Source organism: Caldimonas sp. KR1-144 (assembly GCF_049446155.1).
In the GTDB taxonomy this organism is placed as follows: Bacteria; Pseudomonadota; Gammaproteobacteria; order Burkholderiales; family Burkholderiaceae_C; genus Rivibacter.
The window spans coordinates 159,881-176,022 of sequence record NZ_JBMSEE010000003.1 but is presented as its reverse complement, the minus strand read 5'-3'; the positions used below and the strand labels follow the sequence as shown (position 1 = coordinate 176,022).

The following is a 16,142-nucleotide window of genomic DNA, read 5'->3' as shown; positions in this document are numbered from 1 at the left end:
CGATGGGCAAGCGGGTGTTCGATCTCGTGGTGGCGGGCCTGGCGATGCTGCTGCTGTCGCCGCTGCTGTTCGCGATCGCGGCGGCGATCAAGCTCGATTCGCCGGGGCCGGTGTTCTTCCGCCAGGAGCGCGTCGGCCGCGGCGGTGCGCCGTTTCGCATCCACAAGTTCCGCACCATGGTTCACGCGCCGCAGGTCGAGGGCCCGCTCCTGACGGTGGGCAACGATGCGCGCATCACGCGCGTCGGCGCCTGTCTGCGTCGCAGCAAGCTCGACGAGCTGGCGCAGCTGATCGACGTGCTGCAAGGCACGATGAGCCTCGTGGGGCCGCGCCCCGAGGTGCCGCGCTACGTGGCGCTGTACCCGCGCGAGCTGCGCGAGAAGGTGCTGAGCGTGCGGCCGGGGATCACGGATCCGGTGTCGATTGCCTACCGCGACGAAGGCGAGCAGCTCGCGCGTGCCGCGGACCCGGAGCGCGAGTACATCGAGCGCATCATGCCGCTCAAGCTGCAGCACGCGGCGCGCTATGCCGAGCACGCCACGCTGGCCAGCGACATCGGCGTGCTGTGGCGCACGCTGCGGCTGATCGTCGCGCGCACCAGTGGAGCGGCGCGATGAGCGAGCGGCTGTGGCACGGACTCGACGCGCTGCTCACGCGCTGGCGCCGCCATCGCTACGCGCTGTCGCTGCTGGCCGACGCCGCGGTGATCGCCGTCGCCTGGCAGTTCACCTACCTGTTCCGGCTCGGCTTCGAGCGCTGGATCTCGGCGCGGCCGGGCTACGACGGCGCGGTGCTCGCCGGCGTGGTGCTGCTGTACCTGATCGTCTTCGTGCTGCTCGGCGTGCCGCGCGGCATCTGGCGCTTCTCGGGCTTCGGCGAGATCCAGCGGCTGGCGATTGCCTGCACGATCGGCGGCGCCTTGAGCGCGAGCATCGTGATGGGCGCCCATCTGCGCGAAGTGCCGCGCGCGGTGCTGGCGCTGCACCCGCTGATCGCGCTGTTCGGGCTGGCGAGCGTGCGCATCGCCTATCGCATGCTCTACGAGCACCTGCGCTCACAGCTGCGAGGGCGCGACGGCAGCCTGCGTCGTGCGCTCGTGATCGGCGCGGGCGACGCCGCGCGCCTGCTGCTCGCCGGACTGCAGCACCAGGGCTGGCACGTCGTCGGCCTGCTCGACGACGATGCGGCCAAGCGCGGCACCCGCGTTGCAGGCCTGCCGGTGCTCGGCACCGTCGACGACGCGGCTGATCTCGCGCGACACCATGAGGCGACGCACCTGATCATCGCGATGCCCTCGGTCAGCGCGACGCAGCGCCGCCGCGTGGTCGAGGCGGCCAGCGCGACCGGCCTGCCGGTGCTCACTGTTCCGTCGGCCCAGGAGCTGCTCGAAGGCGCGCTCGTCAGCCGCGTGCGCGACATCCAGCCCGAGGACCTGCTCGGCCGCGAGCCCGTCAAGCTCGACGAGGCGGGCATCTCGGAATGCCTGTCGGGCAAGACGGTGCTGATCACCGGCGCGGGCGGCAGCATCGGCAGCGAGCTGTGCCGCCAGGTGGCGCGCTACGGGCCGGCGCGGCTGGTGCTGTACGAGCTGAGCGAGTTCAATCTCTACACGATCGAGCAGCAGCTGAGTGAGCAATTTCCGAAACTGCCGCTGGTGCGACTGATCGGGGATGTGAAGAACCTCGAGCATCTGCGCCATGTGATGGCGAAGTGGAAGCCGCAGATCGTGTTCCATGCGGCGGCATACAAGCACGTGCCGCTGATGGAGGAGGAGAACGCGTGGGCGGCGCTGCAGAACAACACGCTGGGGACGTATCACGCGGCGCTGGCGAGTGCGGAGCAAGGCGTCGAGCGCTTCGTGCTGATCAGTACCGACAAGGCGGTCAATCCGACCAATGTGATGGGTGCGACGAAGCGAGCGGCGGAGATGGTGATCTCGGCGCTTGCAGCGGAACATGCCGGCACCAGGTTCATGGCGGTGCGGTTCGGGAACGTGCTGGGGTCGAGCGGGAGCGTGATTCCGAAGTTCAAAGAGCAGATCGCGAGGGGTGGGCCGGTGACGGTGACGCATCCGGAGGTGATTCGGTATTTCATGACGATTCCGGAGGCGGCGAGGCTCGTTATCCAGGCGGCCGCGATCGGTGAGACGGGGCAGGTCTATGTGCTTGACATGGGCCAGCCGGTGCGCATCGTCGATCTGGCGCGCGATCTGATCCGGTTGTCGGGACGCTCGGTGGACGAGGTGCCGCTCGCGTTCACCGGGTTGAGACCCGGCGAGAAGCTGTACGAGGAACTGCTTGCCGATGCAGACGCCAGCGTGCCGACCGCGGTACCGTTGATCCACGTGGCCCGAATCACGCCGGGTCTGGACAAGGTGCCGGCACTGCTGGCATGGATGGTCGGGCTGCGGCACGCGCCGCCTGACGAGGTGAGGGAGATGCTGACAGACATCGTGCGCGAATACCGCGCGGGCGCGGGGCGGACTTGAACATCGCGTACCTGGATCCGCCCTACAGCCGCTATTTCACGCAACTGTGCCGCAAGCTCAATACGAGCACGGGCGGTCGCACCGTGGCGCTGCTATCGTGCCCCGCTTATCGCCTCTACGCGCGTGGCGATCGAAGCATCGTGTGGCAGCCGGGAGTCTCGAGCGTGCGGCACGTGCTGCCCGAGCCGTTCACGAGGGCTGCCTGGGCCAGCCACGATGAGCGGTTCGCTGAGGCGTTCTCGCATGCCGTCGAGTGGTTCAAGGAGCGCTTTCGCGAGGAAGCCACCGACGTTTGCCTGCTGTTCTCGGACGCGCGTCCCTTCTCGACGGCTGCCGCCATCGCCGCGGCTCATGTGGGCGTGGTGTGCCTGTACTTCGAGCGCGGCGCGTTTCGCCTGCGCACGGCCAGCCTCAGCACACAGGGCCTGAACGCGCGCTTCGACCTGCGACTCGCGGCGCGGGCGGGCGGCATGCTCGGCCTGCCCGATGCCGCGATTCCCGCTCGCCGCCGCGAAGAGCCATGGCTGCGCGCGCGTTTCGCTCTGTTCATGCTGCTCAATGAACTGTCGTGCCGCTGGACACCGCAGCGGCGGCCGATGCAGCACAAGACCTATCACTTCTTCAACTACGTGCGCATCGCGCTGCGGCAGTTCCAGTCCGAGCATCCCGAACTGCTGCCGGCGCACGGCGAGCTCGCCGTCGACGAGGTCAAGGGCACAGTCCTGTTGCCGCTGCAGTTGCAGACGGATTCGCAGTTCGTCATGTACTCGCCGTTCCGGCACAACCAGGAACTGCTCGACTTCATCGTGCCGCGGGTTTGTAAGTCGCTGCCGGGCGCGCGGGTTCTCGTAAAGAAGCACCCGATGGACGTGCGGCACTACCAACTGCCCGCCGGCGCACAGTTCGTCGGCGGCAATCTTTCGAACTACTACCACGACGCCGCGCTGATGGTGTGCCTCAATTCGGGTGCGGGTTTCGAGGCCGCCGTCCAGGGCAAGCCAGTGCTGTGCTTTGCCGACAGCTTCTATACGGGTCATCTGCCTGTCGTGCGGACCAGCAAGGCGAACTTTGTCGCTGACCTTCTCGCGGCCGCTCGGCGGGGCGACGATCCGGTCTCGGGCGCGCAGCTACGCGCCGCGGTGCTGCGCAGCTACCAGGCCCCCGGTGACGTGTGGGCCTACACCGACGATGACCTCGACGCGAGCACCGGCATCGTGCTGCAGCACATTGCCGCTGCGCGGGCGCTCAACGGCGGCGCCAGCGACTCCGCGTCTGCTTGAGCGCTGCCAGCGCACGCAGCCACCTCGGCAGGACCGGCGGCTCGACGTCGTTCCAGTGGCTCAACTCGAACAGCGCCCGTTCGGGCGTTGTGAACGCGCCGCTGCTGCGACTGACATAGGTGGGGTAGAGGATCAGCGCGCCGGCGACCAGCTCGTCGAGCTGCAGGCGGCGCGTGCGGCGCGCCACCGGCTGGGCGTCCTCGGTCAGCCCCCAGCCAGCGTAGAACGGGCTGCCGTGGCAGACCACGCGCTTGCCACGCAGCAGCGCCTCGAAGCCCGCGAGCGAGGTGATGACCTGGATCTCGTCCACCGCGTCGAGCAGCAGGTGCATCGGCAAGTCGACCACGACTTCGTCGCACCACGGCGCAGGATCGCCCTCGTCGCCGGCCCCGTCGCGCTTGCGCGCGACGACGTCGGGGTGCGGCTTGTAGACCACGTAGGCGTCGGGCCGCGCGCTGCGCACGGCACGCAGCAATTCGATGTTGCGGCGCACCCCGCCGAGCGCCCCATAAGCGATCGAGGCATCCGATTCCACCTGGCCGGGCACCAGCACAACCTGGCGCGCGCGCGCCGGCCGCTGCCAGTGACCCTGTCCGACGTTGTACTTGGTGATGCCCGCCGCAACGATGGCCTCGCGCAGCAATCGCGCGCGTGCGCGCAGCGCGTCGTCGAAGGGGTGCGACTGCAGTAGCGTCTCGAGGTCCGAGGGGGCTGTGGCGTCGTAGTACATGCCGCTGCCGTCGATCACCCACGACAGCGGCCGCACCCAGTTCGCGCCCAGGCCGACCGAGCGCAGGAAGCCGTCTTCGACGCGCAGCAGTGCGCCGCTGCCGTGCGGCGCGGCGTCGCGCGGGCGGCCCCAGACCGCGCGCGACTCGTTGGTTGCGGCGGAAGGTTCGGGCGTCTCGGTGAAGTGCAGCGTACTGCCGGCGAAGAAGGACTGCGCAATCGGCTTCTTCCAGTTCGAGAACGCGATCGCCTGCACCTGCGGCGCAAAGCGCTGGCGCATGCGCCGCTGCAGCACCATCCACTCGAACACTCGTTCGGGCTCGCAGCGTTCGCGGGTCTCGGGGTCGAGGTAGCGGGGGTACTCGACCAGCGCCGCGTGCACCAGGTCGGGCAGGCCCACCTTGTGCGCCGTGCGGCGCCGTTCGGGCGCCGGCAGCGCGTCTTGCGTGAGCCCCCAGCCGGCGTAGAACGGCATGCCGAACGTGCGCACCGGCTTGCCCCACATCAGCGCCTCGAAGCCCATCTGCGACGTGACTACGTAGACCGCATCCGCGGCCTCGAGCAGCGAAGGGGGGTGTGCATCGCTGGATAGCAGCGTGACGCGCGACGCGGCGCCGGCGGGCAGCGCCGCGAAATGGGCGCGCTTGCGCCCGGCGATCACGTCGGGGTGAACCTTGAGGACCACGGGCACGCCAGGGTGCTCGTCGAGTGCTGCCTCGAGCATGCGCGGGAAGCTGGACTCGCTTGCCAGGCCGAGCGCGATCGAGGCGTCGCCGAAAGTCTGGTCGACGACCAGGACGAAGGGGCCGTCGACGGGTGCGGGGACTTCGCGGGCGTGGTTGTACTTGGAGAGGCGGCCGTGGCGCCATGCCGCAGCCAACGCCTCTGCGCGTGCAGTGTCGGCAGAGGAGTGAGAGCGCGCGATGGCACGCTCGAGGCGCGATGGTCGCTGTGCATCGTAGTACACGCCAAGATCGTCTACCGAGACCGACAGCGGCCCGTCGACGTTGCCCAGCGCGACCGAACGCAGGAATCCGTCTTCGATGGCGAGGTAAGGCAGGCCCTGCCGAGCGGCCCATTCGGCGTCGCGGGCGAACGCGCCCTTGAGGCCCCAGCCGATCACGGCCTCGATCTCGAAGGCGGGGCGGCCCAAGGGCTGGTAGCGAACTTGCGCGCCGAGCAGGCGCGGCAGGTCCTGTACGAGCAGCAAGCCGATGCGACGCGCCAGGAGCGGGCGCCAGGGTGTGGCAGACATGAGCGACTTCACGTCGAACCCAGCGGGGAGACATCGAGCTCGACGCGATCGGCGCCGGCGACCCACGATGGCCGTCCGTCGGCGGCCAACGCAAGTGCAGCGCGGCTGTCGAGCGACAGTGCGAGCACGGTTACCGCCGCGAGACCCTGTCCGGCCATCACCAGCACCGGGTTGGGTTGGGCCTGGCGGTAGCTGCGGCTGATCCAGCCCTGCAGCTCGGGCGCTTCTTGCCCGCAGACGACTGAAAGCTCAAGCGGCATCGAGGACCAGTGGTGCACGGTCACCCGGCCGCCGTTCTGATGTGCGACCTCGAAGGCCTGGCCGACCACGCGTGCCGAGAATTCCGGTGCCAGGTGCGTCAGGTGGCGAAACGAGGTCGGTCGAGGGGCGACGAAGCGGTCGACGACGATCAGCCAGCGGCCCGGAGCGAAATGCAGCGTGCGCTCGTGCCGCTCGCCGCCCGGACGATGTGTGACCGTCGCTCTCAGGCGCTTGCCCCAGGCAGTATCGATCACCGGCGCGAGACAGTGGCCCGTGCGATGACTGGGATGCACGTCGCTGTCACGCCCGCCGAACTCGATCAGGTTGTGCGCGCGGTTGCTGCGCATGTAGCGCCGCATCGGCGTGTCGTCGTAGGCGTACTTGCCCGAATCGACCACGATGTCGCAGCCCGACTCGGTCCAAACATAGGACAGCACGTCTTCGTGCTTGTGGCCGGGCAGGTCGAAGCCGGCCTTCATGGCCAGCAAGGACCAGTCGCCCGCGTCGGCATGGCGCATCTGGCGGACGAAGCCGTAGCAGCTGTGGTTGAGCACCTCGATACCAGTATTCGAGACCTGTGGCTCGGGCAGTTGCATGCGGGTCGGCGGGCGGCCGTCGCTGTCGCCGATCGGGATGTGGCGTCCGTCCGGCATCGACATCCAGTGCTGCAGAGCCTTGGCGCCGTCGAGTACAGCCACGAGTCGGGCCGAGCTGCGGTCATACCAGTGCGATGCGAGCAGGGCGTCGAACATGCCGCGCACCACACCGTGGTACTGCGGCGAGTTTTCGCGGTGAACGCAGCGCGTGTCGAACTGCAGGTCTACGAGGCGGTCCAGCCGTGCCCCGATCGTGGACATCCAGGCGACGAGGCGCGGGTCGCCGTCATGAAACGCTGCTCGCACAAGCGCCGTGGTTCCGTGCAGGTCCCAGACCGTGTGGTTGGTGTAGCGGAAGAAGCCGGGGGCCGTCAGCTCGCGCGCGTGCAGCGCCATGAGCGTGACCAAGACATCGGCTTCGCCAGGCGTCACGGCGAGCTCGCCGAGGCGCACGCGTTCGAACAGGTGGGCCAGCCGCAGGGCGCGCGTGCCCACCATCATGTCGCGCCAGGCCAGCTGCTGCTGGCGGCCGTGCGCGAGGAGGTGGCGATGCCAGTCGAGCACGATATCCAGCGCGCGCCGCAACCACCCACCGTCGGGCTGCTCGTCATGGGCTCTCAGGTATGGATCGATCAGCCGCAGCATGTGCAGCTGCGAGCGCCAGTTGGCATCGTGGTACGGGTCCGAGCTCCAGTTGATCGGCAATGCGAGCGGGAAGGCCGGCGTGTCGGTGCGGGCCTTGTAACCCTCGTCGCGCTGCCGTTCTGCCGCAGCGAGGACCGAAGCTCCGACGTGTCCGCGAACGAGACCGAGATCCTTGAGCTCGACGCGCAGCGCACCGGGTTCGTTGCGCCGAATCGCGGCATGGAAGTCCGACGCAGCCAAGGGCCGATCGGGCCAGGCGGGGCCGTCATTGATCGCCGGCAGGCCAAACGGGGCCGGCAGCCAACGGCGCAGCTGCAGCCAGATGCGGCGCGCCCGCGCGTTCAAGGGCTCGCGTCCCAGGGTCATCTGTGCCGACATCAAGCCACCGGTGCAGATGAGCCGGTCGGTCTGCCCAGGATGTCGAGGATTGCATCGAGGCGCCGGCTGTAGGTGTGCTCGCGTGCGATGTAAGCCGCACCGTCGACCATGCGGGCACGATCGTCATCGTTGTAGCCGTCACGCGCCAGCCGGCCCAACAGGTCCTGCGCCTCGTCGCGGTTGCTCACCGTGTGGCAGTAGGGGCCGAACCATCGATCGATCGACAGGGCAGGCGTGGACACGGCCAAGCCTCCGCAGGCGATGATCTCGATCAGGCGTCGCGAAAACATGGTCGGCGAAGCCTCGACCGTGTTCACGTTGAGCGATGCCAGGGATTGCTTGTAGATCGCCGCGGTGCGCTCGTGCGGAACCTTGGCCCGAACCACGAGACCGGGCAGATCGGGATACCGGTACTCATGGCCGCGTCGGTCGGAGTTGCGGTCGTAGACGGTCAACCCGAGGGTCCGCGCCGCGCACGACAACAGGAGATCCTGGCGCCTGCGGCGCTCGTCGTGGATGTGGCGGCTGTAGCTGCCGACAAAGTTGGCGCCACGGCGGCCCGACACCGTGCCGCTGAAGCTGTGCAGCGCCGGCTGGACGGCGAACGGCAGCGCCTCGATGCGGGCCACGTTCCCCACCACCGCACGGTAGCGCCCGATGCAGCTGGCATCGACGGTGAGGACGGTCTCGAAGAGACTGGCGCTGTCGATGAAGCGCTCGAAGTGGACGCCGTCCTCCTTGTTCCAGAACACGGTCGGTATGCCTAGGTCGCGCGCCTCGGCCACGAGGGCACGCAGGCTGGCATTGTTGCGCTGGGGATGAGATGGATAGGCTGCGACGCCGTACTTCCACGCGCTTCGCGGGCCATTCCAGGCCGACTCGACAAACACGATGTCAGGGCGCTCGCGTCTGAATACCTTGCGAAAGTTCGAAGGCGTGAGGTCGATCACCGTGCACTCGTGGCGCAGGCAGCTGCGCGTCAGCTCGTCGGCGACGAGGCCGATGCGCAGTCGAGCGTGCGGGCCGGTGGGTCGGGGCGCACTTGAGCCGGAGGCCGGCAGCAGGCGCCGCAGCATTCGCATCACCATCGTCTAACGCTCGTCTCGTCAGTCGTGCGTGATCACGCGTTCGCGACGAAAGTCTTCGGACCTGCACCAAGGGCGTGGCACTTTCGGACCGACGATCGAGACACGCGGTGAGGCACCGTCAGATTCCTCGATCGCATTGCGCTCGTCGACGTTGCCGGTCGACGGGCACTCGCCCAGCTGTTTGGTGCAGCCCTTGCGGCCCCTCATGTCGCAGAACCACTCTTCGATCGCGGGTGCGGCCTGTGCGTGACGATAAACGTTGCCCGTGATCATGTTGTCGTTCGAGCGATCGCGCAGTTTGACGGCCGAACCGCAGAAGTCGTCGACCGTGTTGTCGACAATGCGATTGCGCGACGAGAAGTGCGCGAGGTAAAGGGCATGAAGCGCACCGCAACCGCTCACGTTGCGGATGCCGACAAAGCGATTGCGCTCGACGGTGTTTCTGCTCGAGTTCACGAAGCGGATAGCTGCCGTGGACAGGGCCTTCGGGTCGTTCGTCGCGATCGTGCCGATCCGCTCGAACAGGTTGTCGCGGATCACCGTGCCTTCATTGCCGGTGGACGGGTCGTCGCGCTTTCCGTCCAGCGATATGGCGGTGTAATAGCCGCGGATGACCAGACCCTCGATCGTGAGTCCAGTCGGTCGCCCATCGGACGCCCAAAGGCGAAGCCAGGTCTCCCGCGCGTTCGGGCCGCCTTCGAACACCGGCCGCTTGCCATCGCCCGCCACACCGCGCAGCGTCACGGCTGTCGGCGGCGAGCCCTGGATGCGGATCCACTGGCCGGTGTAGACGCCGGGATGCACGAGTACCGTGGCCGCGGTACCGGCCGGTTGAGCGGCGGCCAGTTCCCATGCGCGGTTGAGTGTGGCCACTGCTGTAGCACGGCTGGTGCCGTCGCGTGCATCATTGCCGTCAGGCGCCAGGTGGAACGGATTCGCGTGCGCCACGGCAGCCATCAGCGTCAGCGCGACGGCGGCTAGGCGGGACAGGCGCAGGCGCTTCATGGGGATCTTGCTCAGTTCGACCTCGGCGGTTTCGTGCATTCGACGTTAAGGCTGATCAGTCGGCCGTTCTCCTTGTCCATGTGCGGAATGTAGGCCTGCGAGAAGTCGTCGATATCAACGTGCTCGGTCTTTCGCCAATCCCAGCGCCGCACGTCGACGAACCCGATGCCTTCGAGCATGCTCTTGGCGGAATCGAAGTCGAATGTGTTGTAGTGGAAGTTGTGCTGGTGGTCCTGGCGGCCGTACAGCGGCCCGATCACGAGTTCGAGATTCTTGGTGCGCGTGTAGATCTCGCAGGCCGCCTCGAAGTCGGGCACGGCGATGCGCAGGACGCCGCCGGGGCGCAGCACACGCTGCCACTCCTTGAGCACCTCGCCAACTGTGTGGCGCGGAAAGTGCTCGACGATGTGGCAGGCATAGATCAGGTCGCACGAATCGGTCTCGAAGCACGACAGGTCCGTCACATCGCGCACATGGTCGACATGAGGGAACGACAGCGCGTCGACGTGAACGAAGCCGGGGATGTAGCGCTTGCCGCAGCCGAGGTGGAGTTTCATGTTCAGGGTTCCTGGATGATGGAGCCGTGGGGCGCGTCAGCGCACGGACCCACGGTTGGCCATGTACCAATCGATCGTGTTGCGAAGACCAGCCTCGAGGCTCAGCGAGGGCTTCCAGCCGAGCGAGAAGATCTTGGAGCAGTCAAGCAGCTTGCGGGGCGTTCCGTCGGGCTTGGTGGCGTCGAATCTGAGCTCGCCGGTGTAGCCTGTGAGGCGAGCGATCAGCCGGGCCACATCGGCGATCGTGTGGTCCTCGCCGCAGCCGATGTTCAGGTGCGGAGCGCCGTTTGCGACCACGGCCTTCAGCCGATCGGCCTCGAGCTCCATCACGGCGACGCAAGCTGCTGCGAGGTCGTCGACGTGCAGGAACTCCCGGCGCGGCGTCCCGGTTCCCCAAATGGTGACGCTTTCGGCCCGCTCCTCGCGCGCTTCAACGAAGCGGCGGATGAGCGCGGGCAGGACATGCGAGCCGGTGGGGTGAAAGTTGTCGAACGGACCATACAGGTTGGTAGGCATCACGGTGCGATAGTCGCGGCCGTGCTGCCTGGCAAGGGCCTCGCACAGCTTCATGCCGGCGATCTTGGCGATGGCGTAGGGCTCGTTCGTCGCCTCCAGCGGGCCGGTCAGCAGCGCCTCCTCCGTGATTGGCTGGGGTGCGAGCTTGGGATAGATGCACGACGAGCCGAGGAAGAGCAGGCGCTGGATGCCGGCGGCGTGCGCGCCGCCGATCAGATTCGACTGCATCACGAGGTTCTCGTGGATGAAGTCGGCGGGCAGGGTGGAGTTGGCCATGATGCCGCCCACCTTGGCGGCAGCCACGTAGACCTGCTCGATGGGGTTGGACGACAGGAAGCTGCGTACCGCTGCCTGGTCGGTCAAGTCCAGTTCTGCGCGCGAGCGCAGGATGAGGTTGTCGTGCCCCAGCGCCAGCAGGCGGCGCACGATCGCGCGACCCACCAGGCCGTTGTGGCCGGCGACGAAGATCAGACCGTCTCGTGACTTGCTCATGAGGATCGTCCGGCTGTTCAGAGCGTGGTCAGGCCATGGTGGCGCAATGCCTGCTCGGTGCGCGCGTGCTGGAGATCGCTCGTCACCATTTCAGTCACCAGTTCGTCGAAGGTGATCGTGGGCTGCCAACCGAGCTGCTCGCGCGCCTTGGTCGCGTCACCGAGCAGCGTTTCCACCTCGGCAGGGCGGAAGTAGCGCGCATCGACCCGTACCACGGCCTGGCCGATGCGATTCTTGAGGCTAGGCAAGTCCGTCGCCGTCAGTATGCCGCGCTCGTTCACGCCGCTGCCTTCCCAGGCCAAGGTCATGCCCAGGCGGTTCGCGACCCCCTCGACGAACTGGCGCACCGAGTACTGCACCCCGGTGGCGATGACGTAGTCCTCGGGCTTATCCTGCTGGAGCATGAGCCATTGCATGGCGACGTAGTCTCGAGCGTGGCCCCAGTCCCGCAGTGCGTCGAGGTTGCCGAGGGCGAGATCGGGCTGCAGGCCGAGGCTCAACCGGGCGAGGCCGCGCGTGATCTTTCGGGTGACGAAGGTCTCTCCGCGCAACGGGGACTCGTGATTGAAGAGGATACCGTTGCAGGCGTAGAGACCATAGGCCTCGCGATAGTTGACGGTGATCCAGTAGCCATAGAGCTTGGCAACGGCGTAGGGGCTCCGCGGGTGGAAGGGCGTGCGCTCGGTCTGGGGAATCTGCTGCACCAGGCCGTAGAGTTCGGACGTAGACGCTTGGTAGAAGCGCGTCTTGTCGGTCATGCGCAGGTTGCGGATGGCCTCGAGCAGGCGCAGGACGCCGATGCCATCGGAGTTGGCGGTGTACTCAGGCTCCTCGAAGCTCACGGCCACGTGGCTTTGCGCTGCCAGGTTGTAGATCTCGTCGGGCTGCGACTGCTCGATCACGCGCATCAGTGACGACGAGTCGGTCATGTCGCCGTGGTGCAGATGGAAGGGCAGGCCCTCATCCTCGGCACGGGCGATCAGATGATCGATGCGCTGGGTATTGAAGAGTGATGTGCGCCGCTTGAGGCCGTGGACGGTATAGCCCTTGCTCAGCAGGAGTTCGGAGAGGTAGGCGCCGTCCTGGCCGGTGACGCCGGTGATGAGAGCTGATTTCATGGGCCGATGCTCGAAGTTGAATGCAGCTGGGCTGCTGCCAAAGGGGCAATTCTGACTCGGGTGCGAAGTGTGCCTATGGGGCGTCATTGCACCTGCAGTCGGTGCATCGTTCCTAGATGACGAGTGGGTCCGGATGAGCCAACAAGTCTCCAAGAACGGCGGGAAACGTCGAGAATGGCCGTTGTTCGAGGCCGATGGCTGACAGGTCCGCATAGACTCCGTTGGCTAGCGGCGAATAGAAGCGTCGACCCACCAGATCGGGTGCGAAGAACGTAAGCATGTTTGCAGCAAATCCGCGAGCCGTCGAGACCACGATCTTGGAGTTCAGAAGCATTCGCACCGAATCAAACCACTCGCGTGCGCTCGCTTCGCCGAAGACAGTTGCGTCGAACGCGCCAGAATAAAGTATTCGCCTCTCGGCCGCATCTATTGCTTCGTCCAACTTCTGATCCTCGAAGACGAGACCCTTCTTTTCGACCTTAGTACGTAGTGCGGACGAGAGAAGCATCTGCTTTGTTCTGTCAAAGCCATCGGACACTAGATTGATCTGAATGTCAGGAAAGTGTTGACGAATGCTCTTGGCAGATAAGATGCAATCGTCAATGAGGTTTAGGGTTCTCTTGACGAACGGGTTACGGTCGAGCGCGGCGTAACTCACGACTCCGGCGGGATGATCGTTCCTCTTGGCGAATTCGGGGATGACAACGAATGCGCCGATGCGGACGGCGGCTACGTCGCCCAACCGAAGATGAACAGTCAGGCTGCGCCTGTTCGCCTCGGGCGGGAATAAGTTCATCCCGCAGTCGAGCATGTGTCGTCGAAAGGAGCTTTCGAAGAATGGTGCATGAAGCTGCTCGTGATCATGTATGCCGCTCGCGGCAGCGGGGCTTGGGAATGAGATCAGGAGCGTTTCAGCCTGGGGGAAAGCAGCGATCGCGTGCTCGATCTCTACCGAAAGTGGCAACTGCGACCGAGTGAGGTGCCTGCCATCGAGTACGAGCTCCGGTGTGTTACCGGTAGTCGGCGAAGACATGGACCGCAGGCCAATCCGCGTGACCAAGTCATCGTAATAGGGCCTGGAAAAGCTCGATGGTAGCGACAGACCTGCAAATCTCAGCCCAAGCAGATCCCCCAGGGCCGATTCGAAACATGCGAGGGTCAACATGTCGCCGAGCCCTGACGAAACCATGCGCACACGATAGTCGCGAATCCTGGACTTGGCAATGACTGCGCGTGCCCGATCAATGTCGGCCAGTGCTTCCGCAGAGGTTTCGTTGTTCATGCTTGTGATCTTGTGGGGCGCGCCTGACGCACGCTTGATTTGAAGAAACCCCTTCAGTAGGTTCTTCGCGCGCTGACCAGTCGGCGCATCGAAATCTGCTCGTCATTTGTCAGTGCCGCTTGGCTCGCAGGCACAGACATGATTGTGTCTTCGTAATAGTGCAGAGTTCTTGAGGTGCCCGACAGATCAATCATCAGTCCGTCGGTGGGGATTTTCACTCGACGGATCGCCAAACCAAATACGGGGTCTCCAATCGCCGGTGAGAGATTTGCCAATTGGTCATCAGAGTTCACTACCCTGGCGCCGGAGTAGATAACACTGTCATGATCGCCACGGAGCAATCGGGTCAGCAAACTGAAGTATCCGCGCGATCCGATGAAGCTGTTACATTTGGCTAGGCAATAAATGTCAGCGAGGGCTTCGCCAGCCATTGCTACCTTCTCGTCGTCCGATAGATCGTCTCGACCGACATGCAGTGCCCCGCTTCCGTTAGGTCGATAGATCTTCGGCAGCGCGATAACATTCGGGTAGTAGTGCTTGAAGTAGTCGAGCGTTCCACCGCAGTCGGTGGCGACATAAAGCCCCATGTCATCAGGCGACAGATTCAGAGATTTCAGCTTCCCACTTATTCGGTTTCTGAACCAGCGTGGATCCGGTGCCATTACCTTCTTCTCGCCATTGCCATGCCGGAAATGAATACCTATCGAATGGCGAAATGGCTTAAGAGAAGCTAGCTGGCGGTCCACTGATGCCTGGATGTCGTCGACAAGGCGGAGCCCGCGAGCCAGTTGGGCGTACTCGGCGAGGCGGGGGAGCAACTCTTGGCTATCACGCGAGATGACAATGCAGTCCGCATCGCAGGTCGGTGGTACGTCGTCGGGGCGCGACTTCGTCAGATCGACGTCTTTCAGATAGGTCACAGGCGGCAGACCCGCTCGACCAGCCCATTCGCCAGGAAAGACCGACATAGTGGCAAGACCGGGAACGTCGACCGGTGCAAGGAAGTGCGGAGCAGTGAAGAAGCGAGCAAACAGCTTTCCATCGCTGACCCGGCCATAGCGACCCCCGCTCCAGTCGACGATGAGCTCGCGCCCGAGCTGTCGGGCTAGACGCCAGGCGCCTAGCATGACGCAGATGTCTCCACCGAGACCATAGTAGCTCTTGACGAGGACAAACTGTTTGCGCATTGGCGACTACCTATTGCACGGACGTTATGTCCAATTTGCCCCCGGCGAGGCGATTCCATGATTCGCTTCAAGACCGCTAATGATGCTTCGAACGCTCTCGTTGGCGACCACCTTTAGCACAACGGGTTCGAGAATGCTGGCGGGTGGGGCGACATGACCTTCGCCCCAGCGGCCAAGCCAGGAGCCGAACTCGTCACCACAATGTGCCGAGTTAGATCCCGACCATTCGGCGCCGACAGCCGTCATCAAGGGCTTCAGGTGACGGTTTACATGATGGGAGTCGTGGGCGTTCTGCAGAATGATCGAGCGGAACTTGCCCGAGTCGGCCGTATCGGCGAGTTCCTCGAAAACTCCGGCCGTAGCCAGTGCATCGCGGAGCTGTTCGGGTGTCTGCTGTTCCGGTGCTTCCAGGCGGAAGCTCCGCGCAATGGAAGGGAAGGCGCGTTCGAAATATCTGATCACGCTCTGCCGGTAATAGCGATGAATAGCCGTCTGCGGATTACACGCCACGACCGCTGCGGGTCCTTCGACGTGTCTCACGACGGACAGTGCGGCGAATGCTCCGCCCGACCCGCCCATCAGCACGAGAGGTCGCTTCATCTGCGCGGACACTTCGCTTAGATGGCGTCCGATCGTACGAGATAGATGGGGGTGATCATCGCAACCCGCATACCAGGCGAGCGCAATGTCACGTGCCCGCGTCACGGTCGGATCAGCAACGCAGATGACCGGCAGACCGAGGCGCCGCGCAATGCCGGTGCCTGCGAAGAACGGGCCTATCTTTTCCTGGCGCTTCGAGATGGCGCCGTTGAAGCAAACAAGCACGGCCGGAGCATGAGCCAGGCGCTCGAAGTCCTGCAGCAGAAAGTCGAGGCTGGTCGTGCCTTCGCCGAGGAATCGATGAAGACCATCGACTGCTCGGAGCGTGGCTGTCGTAGGTGCTTCATGGACAGGCACCCGCCATTGATCCGGATCGTACTCGCCTGATTCCGGAAAACGACGCGGCGCCCCGCTGATGCGCTCGATCGCTCCGGTTGCCCTGTTCTTGACAAAGGCCACGGCACGGTACCAGCCGGGAATGTTCGGGATTGCAAAGCGCGTGGACGGCCTTGGGCCGTACTCAGTCTGAGCGACCCGTTGATTCCCACGGAATAGATAGAAGGCGAACTGCGTCGTCGCGGTAGCCGGCATGGACAGGCTGACCTCAAGGCCGGCGACGTCGACTTTGAGGCGCACGGAGATTGCCGAGATGGGGCGAGGCAAGT

Annotated in this window: 13 protein-coding genes; 3 read left to right on the top strand and 10 right to left on the bottom strand. The window is 65.2% G+C overall.

Annotated features, from left to right (window positions below; genetic code table 11):
- Positions 1-2: 2 nt before the first annotated feature.
- Genes ACO2TI_RS08755 through ACO2TI_RS08745 form a run of 3 tightly spaced genes read left to right on the top strand, consistent with a single transcriptional unit; the run spans position 3 to position 3,768 of the window.
- Positions 3-617 carry a sugar transferase gene (locus tag ACO2TI_RS08755; protein ID WP_423283632.1) on the top strand — a complete coding sequence of 205 codons (615 nt, stop codon included), beginning with the start codon at positions 3-5 and terminating at the stop codon, positions 615-617.
- Entirely contained in the window at positions 614-2,488 is a 1,875-nt protein-coding gene (locus ACO2TI_RS08750) for a polysaccharide biosynthesis protein (RefSeq protein ID WP_423283630.1), read from the top strand. The genes ACO2TI_RS08755 and ACO2TI_RS08750 overlap by 4 nt, the downstream gene beginning before the upstream one ends.
- Positions 2,485-3,768, top strand: coding sequence for a hypothetical protein (locus ACO2TI_RS08745; protein ID WP_423283629.1), 1,284 nt, complete (start codon positions 2,485-2,487; stop codon positions 3,766-3,768). The genes ACO2TI_RS08750 and ACO2TI_RS08745 overlap by 4 nt, the downstream gene beginning before the upstream one ends.
- On the opposite strand, the gene ACO2TI_RS08740 is transcribed toward ACO2TI_RS08745, so the two are convergent.
- From ACO2TI_RS08740 to ACO2TI_RS08695, 10 genes are all read right to left on the bottom strand, one after another.
- The gene (locus tag ACO2TI_RS08740; protein ID WP_423283628.1) at positions 3,734-5,752 is read right to left on the bottom strand and encodes a capsular polysaccharide biosynthesis protein; all 2,019 of its coding nucleotides are present in this window, start codon (positions 5,750-5,752) and stop codon (positions 3,734-3,736) included. The two genes, ACO2TI_RS08745 and ACO2TI_RS08740, sit on opposite strands and share 35 nt — an antisense overlap.
- Positions 5,753-5,760: 8 nt before the next feature.
- Positions 5,761-7,620: a heparinase II/III domain-containing protein gene (locus ACO2TI_RS08735; protein ID WP_423283626.1), complete on the bottom strand. Its 1,860-nt coding sequence runs from the start codon at positions 7,618-7,620 to the stop codon at positions 5,761-5,763.
- A gap of 11 nt (positions 7,621-7,631) precedes the next feature.
- Positions 7,632-8,708: a CgeB family protein gene (locus ACO2TI_RS08730; protein ID WP_423283625.1), complete on the bottom strand. Its 1,077-nt coding sequence runs from the start codon at positions 8,706-8,708 to the stop codon at positions 7,632-7,634.
- Between the two features lie 30 nt (positions 8,709-8,738).
- Complete coding sequence (locus ACO2TI_RS08725) at positions 8,739-9,764, bottom strand: hypothetical protein (RefSeq protein WP_423283624.1); 1,026 nt, start codon at positions 9,762-9,764, stop codon at positions 8,739-8,741.
- Positions 9,737-10,282: a methyltransferase domain-containing protein gene (locus ACO2TI_RS08720; protein ID WP_423283623.1), complete on the bottom strand. Its 546-nt coding sequence runs from the start codon at positions 10,280-10,282 to the stop codon at positions 9,737-9,739. The genes ACO2TI_RS08725 and ACO2TI_RS08720 overlap by 28 nt, the downstream gene beginning before the upstream one ends.
- 36 nt (positions 10,283-10,318) lie before the next feature.
- Positions 10,319-11,290 carry a GDP-L-fucose synthase family protein gene (locus ACO2TI_RS08715; RefSeq protein WP_423283622.1) on the bottom strand — a complete coding sequence of 324 codons (972 nt, stop codon included), beginning with the start codon at positions 11,288-11,290 and terminating at the stop codon, positions 10,319-10,321.
- 17 nt (positions 11,291-11,307) lie between these two features.
- Entirely contained in the window at positions 11,308-12,408 is a 1,101-nt protein-coding gene (gene gmd / locus ACO2TI_RS08710; protein ID WP_423283620.1) for a GDP-mannose 4,6-dehydratase, read from the bottom strand.
- A gap of 112 nt (positions 12,409-12,520) precedes the next feature.
- Positions 12,521-13,690, bottom strand: a complete 1,170-nt coding sequence (locus tag ACO2TI_RS08705; protein ID WP_423283619.1) for a hypothetical protein — start codon at positions 13,688-13,690, stop codon at positions 12,521-12,523.
- Between the two features lie 53 nt (positions 13,691-13,743).
- Complete coding sequence (locus tag ACO2TI_RS08700; protein WP_423283617.1) at positions 13,744-14,877, bottom strand: nodulation protein NodZ; 1,134 nt, start codon at positions 14,875-14,877, stop codon at positions 13,744-13,746.
- 24 nt (positions 14,878-14,901) lie between these two features.
- The gene (locus tag ACO2TI_RS08695; RefSeq protein ID WP_423283616.1) at positions 14,902-16,140 is read right to left on the bottom strand and encodes a hypothetical protein; all 1,239 of its coding nucleotides are present in this window, start codon (positions 16,138-16,140) and stop codon (positions 14,902-14,904) included.
- Positions 16,141-16,142: the final 2 nt, after the last annotated feature.

What these genes read in the sequence shown, in the direction of transcription:
- ACO2TI_RS08755 (WP_423283632.1), top strand. Translation starts at nt 3, where the DNA reads ATGGGCAAGCGGGTGTTCGATCTCGTGGTGGCGGGCCTGGCGATGCTG.
- ACO2TI_RS08750 (WP_423283630.1), top strand. Translation starts at nt 614, where the DNA reads ATGAGCGAGCGGCTGTGGCACGGACTCGACGCGCTGCTCACGCGCTGG.
- ACO2TI_RS08740 (WP_423283628.1), bottom strand. Translation starts at nt 5,752, where the DNA reads ATGTCTGCCACACCCTGGCGCCCGCTCCTGGCGCGTCGCATCGGCTTG.
- ACO2TI_RS08735 (WP_423283626.1), bottom strand. Translation starts at nt 7,620, where the DNA reads ATGACCCTGGGACGCGAGCCCTTGAACGCGCGGGCGCGCCGCATCTGG.
- ACO2TI_RS08730 (WP_423283625.1), bottom strand. Translation starts at nt 8,708, where the DNA reads ATGCTGCGGCGCCTGCTGCCGGCCTCCGGCTCAAGTGCGCCCCGACCC.
- ACO2TI_RS08725 (WP_423283624.1), bottom strand. Translation starts at nt 9,764, where the DNA reads ATGCACGAAACCGCCGAGGTCGAACTGAGCAAGATCCCCATGAAGCGC.
- ACO2TI_RS08720 (WP_423283623.1), bottom strand. Translation starts at nt 10,282, where the DNA reads ATGAAACTCCACCTCGGCTGCGGCAAGCGCTACATCCCCGGCTTCGTT.
- ACO2TI_RS08715 (WP_423283622.1), bottom strand. Translation starts at nt 11,290, where the DNA reads ATGAGCAAGTCACGAGACGGTCTGATCTTCGTCGCCGGCCACAACGGC.
- gmd (WP_423283620.1), bottom strand. Translation starts at nt 12,408, where the DNA reads ATGAAATCAGCTCTCATCACCGGCGTCACCGGCCAGGACGGCGCCTAC.
- ACO2TI_RS08705 (WP_423283619.1), bottom strand. Translation starts at nt 13,690, where the DNA reads ATGAACAACGAAACCTCTGCGGAAGCACTGGCCGACATTGATCGGGCA.
- ACO2TI_RS08700 (WP_423283617.1), bottom strand. Translation starts at nt 14,877, where the DNA reads ATGCGCAAACAGTTTGTCCTCGTCAAGAGCTACTATGGTCTCGGTGGA.